2 protein-coding genes are annotated in these 3,925 nt (G+C 61.8%); both read left to right on the top strand.

Translation table 11 applies throughout. The features are described from left to right. Positions 1 to 1,380: hypothetical protein (locus tag V5B39_RS21985; RefSeq protein ID WP_332344942.1), on the top strand; the 1,380-nt coding region annotated here is incomplete at its 5' end. A 169-nt stretch (positions 1,381 to 1,549) separates the two neighbouring features. Beyond that, positions 1,550 to 3,655, top strand: coding sequence for a methionine--tRNA ligase (metG, locus tag V5B39_RS21980; protein WP_332344943.1), 2,106 nt, complete (start codon positions 1,550 to 1,552; stop codon positions 3,653 to 3,655). The last annotated feature ends 270 nt before the right edge of the window (positions 3,656 to 3,925 follow it).

Raw genomic sequence — 3,925 nt, 5'->3', positions numbered from 1 at the left:
AGGAACTTTCGCCTGGAACACTATTTTGACGTGCTTCGCCAGCTCGATGACGCCGGGCAGCCCCATCTGCGACGCCTGGCACGCGACTACCTTTACTCGCCATACCTGTCGAAGCTTGAGCAGCAACGCTTATGGGAGCGGAGTCATGGCTATTGGACGGCAGTGGCTGCGCTTTACGCTCTGTGCACGGCACGCGCTCGACTCGAACCCAGGGAGAAAGGAGCGGAGGCATTCAAAGTTTCGCTGCCGCTGGCGGACGCGCGCTTGCAGGCGGCACGTCGCACCCTCATCAGGTGGCTGGCGTATCGCTACGAGCCGGTTGAGGGAGAGATCTGGAAAAGTCTCGGGAGAACCTCCCTGCTGGCCGAAGCGGCGGGCCATGCGCAGAAGCCGCTCCAGCTTTATCCGGGTCACCAGGGTTCGAGCAGTGTCGCGCAGCAATATCTGCACGCCCTGGTGTTTTGTACCTCCTCGATGGATGGCCTGCTGCCGCAACAGATCGAATTGGCTGATCGGATGATCGCCCATTTCTTGCCAGCCTTTGTGTGTTCGCCGGATTGCCGGCCCGATAGCGTGTACTGGGTCGACGCGGCAAAGGGTTCGGCACCGACACGCTTGGCTCGTCATCCCGGCGCAGCCAGACCCGGCCTGAGCTTCTTTTCTCCGGGGCAGGCGCTCGCCGGGCTCGAAGAGTTGATCCATGTGGTCGAACGCGACGAAGTTCCGGGCAGCCTCAATCTCGGCGGCGAATTTCCGCAGAAGGCCTTGCTACCGGTGTTGCGCCATTTGCGGGTTTGCTGGGCATTGAAACCGCCCCAGCGACGTCATCAGCGTCATGCGGTCAAGACACGCATGGCCGTCTTGCCGGGTTTTGACCACAGCTACACGGTGTTTTCAGGCGCCTCGGCAGGCCTGCAAGCGGAAACACAAAGCTGGATCATCGAAAACGTCAGTCTCGGAGGGCTGCGCACCTGCTTCGACGAATCGGCGACGGATCGGATCAAGCTTGGCTCACTGCTCTGCATGCAGGTGGAAGGGGGCGAGAACTGGCTGCTGGGAACGGCACGGCGCTTCAACAGGCAGGCCGGTGGGCGCGCCAACCTGGGGGTGCAGTTACTGGCGCGGCAGGCGCAGGGCGTCGAGCTGCAACCCCGCCGCAGTGGTTTCGCGGCAGCCGTCGCGATCCCCGGCATCTGGCTGCACGATGATGAAATACCGGGCATCGTACGCATCGTGCTCCCCCTGGGCAGCTTCAGTGTGCGGGAAGCCCTGAATTTCAGCCAGCACGGCCGTATCCATCTGCTGACACCGATGGAGGTGGAAGCGAGTGGCTGCGATTACGAAATTGCTCGTTATCACGATCAGCCGTCACCGGCCTGACCCCGCTTACTGTGAAAGTCGCGTCAGCAACTCACGAATCTCCCCTCCCCCCTCGCGGGGGAGGGGCCGGGGGGAGAGGGGAACGGTCATGACTTTCATGATCGGGGGTGCCTGGAAAAGTCATGACCGTTTGGTAGAATGCGCCTTTGCCCCGGTTGCGCCCAAGCCAATGACCCGCAAGATTCTCGTCACGTCCGCCCTGCCGTATGCAAACGGCGCAATCCATCTTGGCCATCTGGTCGAGTACATTCAGACCGACATCTGGGTGCGCTTCCAGAAAATGCGCGGGCATGAATGCTGGTATGTCTGTGCCGACGACACACATGGCACGCCGATCATGCTGCGTGCCGAGCAGGAGGGAATGACCCCGGAGGCGCTGATCGAACGCGTCCATGGCGAGCACGCGCGCGACTTCGCCGGTTTCCACGTCGGTTTCGACAACTACTACACGACGCATTCCGAGGAAACCCGCGCCTGCGCCAACGAAATCTACGCGCGCCTGCAGGCGGCGGGTCTGATCGAGACACGCACCATCGAGCAGTATTACGACCCGCTCAGGCAGATGTTCCTGCCGGATCGCTTCATCAAGGGCGAGTGCCCGAAGTGCGGCGCGCACGACCAGTATGGTGACAACTGCGAGAGCTGTGGCTCGGCGTACACTGCCAGCGAACTGAAAAACCCCTATTCGGCGGTTTCCGGCGCCAGGCCGGAGCTGCGGCAATCGGAACATTTCTTCTTCAGGCTGTCCGACCCACGCTGCCAGGCTTTTCTACGGCGCTGGACACAGCGTGAGGGCCGATTGCAGCACGAAGCGTCCAACAAGCTGCAAGAGTGGCTGGGCAGCGAGGGCGAGAACCGGCTCACCGACTGGGACATCTCGCGCGATTCGCCGTATTTCGGCTTTGAAATCCCCGACGCTCCCGGCAAGTACTTTTACGTCTGGCTCGACGCGCCAATCGGCTACATGGGCGCTTTCAGGAATCTCTGCGCCAGGAACGGCCTCGATTTCGACGCTTACTGGCGGCCGGACTCGACCGCCGAACTGTATCACTTCATCGGCAAGGACATCCTTTACTTTCATGCGCTGTTCTGGCCAGCTGAGCTCGAACATGCCGGCTACCGCACTCCCAGCAAGGTCTTCGCGCATGGTTTCCTGACCGTCGATGGCGCCAAGATGTCCAAGTCGCGTGGCACCTTCATCACCGCCGAAAGCTATCTGGCGCAAGGCCTAGACCCCGAATGGCTGCGCTACTACTACGCGGCCAAACTCTCGGGTTCGATGGAAGACATCGACCTCAACCTCGACGATTTCATCGCGCGTGTCAATTCCGACCTGGTCGGAAAATTCGTCAACATCGCCAGCCGCTCGGCCGGATTCATCGTCAAACGCTTCGCCGGCCAGCTCTGCACCTGCGATGAATCGCTGCCGGCGATCCAGGCCATCCGCGAACGACGGACGGTGATCGCGGATCATTATGAAGCGCGCGAATTCGGCAAGGCGATCCGCGAGATCATGGCCCTGACCGACCTCGCCAATCAGTATGTCGACAGTGTCAAACCCTGGGAGCTGGCCCGGCATGAAGGTCGCGCAAACGAATTGCAGGCCGCCTGCAGCAACGCCCTGAACCTCTTCCGCCTGTTCGCGATCCTGCTCAAACCGGTCTTGCCGGCACTCAGCGCCAAGGCTGAAGCTTTTCTCAACGTCGCCCCGTTGGTCTGGGAAGACAGCCGCACGGTCCTTGCCGCCGGACATGCCATCAGGGCTTATCAGCACCTGCTGACACGCGTCGACAAGAAACAGGTCGAGGCGCTACTGGCCGCCAACCGCGAATCGCTGACGGCAACTTCGCAAACCAGCCCACAGAGGCCTGCCGAGCAGCAGGAGAAAGCGGCCGCCGGCGCCGTCGCACAGGCCGCCGTCGGAGCAAGCGCCGGGCCACACATCAGCATCGACGATTTCATGGGCGTCGACCTGCGTATTGCGCGCATCCGCGAAGCCACTCCGGTTGAAGGCGCCGACAAGCTCGTTCGTCTGCTGCTCGACGTCGGCGCACTCGGCACCCGACAGGTCTTTGCCGGTATCAAGACCGCCTACGACCCGGCAACGCTGGTCGGCCGGCTGACCATGATGGTGGCCAACCTGGCGCCGCGCAAGATGAAGTTCGGCCTTTCGGAGGGAATGGTGCTGGCCGCTTCCGACCCGGATGGCCAGATGCCGGGCATCTTTCTGCTCTCGCCGGACGCCGGTGCCGAGCCCGGCATGCGCGTCAAGTAGTCCGGAATGGGCCGCCGACGGCCTCTGACCTCGGTTCGGAGGCCATCGTGAGAACTCCATCCGTGAAATAATGCCCAAGCAACGCTGCCGCTGATGGTCAACGGCAGTCTCTTCAATTCACACCCCATCAGGAATCAGGAATCCACATGACAAACACAGTGACACTCGGCGGCAAGCCGTTTCAGGTCAATGGCAGTTTCCCGCAAAAGGGCGAGGTGGCAGCAGCGTTTACGCTGGTCGGCAAGGATCTGGCCGATGTCTCGCTCAGCA

The sequence above is a fragment of the Accumulibacter sp. genome (assembly GCF_036625275.1).
GTDB lineage: Bacteria > Pseudomonadota > Gammaproteobacteria > Burkholderiales > Rhodocyclaceae > Accumulibacter.
This window is presented reverse-complemented; position numbering and strand designations above follow the sequence as displayed.

Coding starts and splice junctions, on each gene's coding strand:
- metG (WP_332344943.1), top strand. CDS start 1,550: ATGACCCGCAAGATTCTCGTCACGTCCGCCCTGCCGTATGCAAACGGC.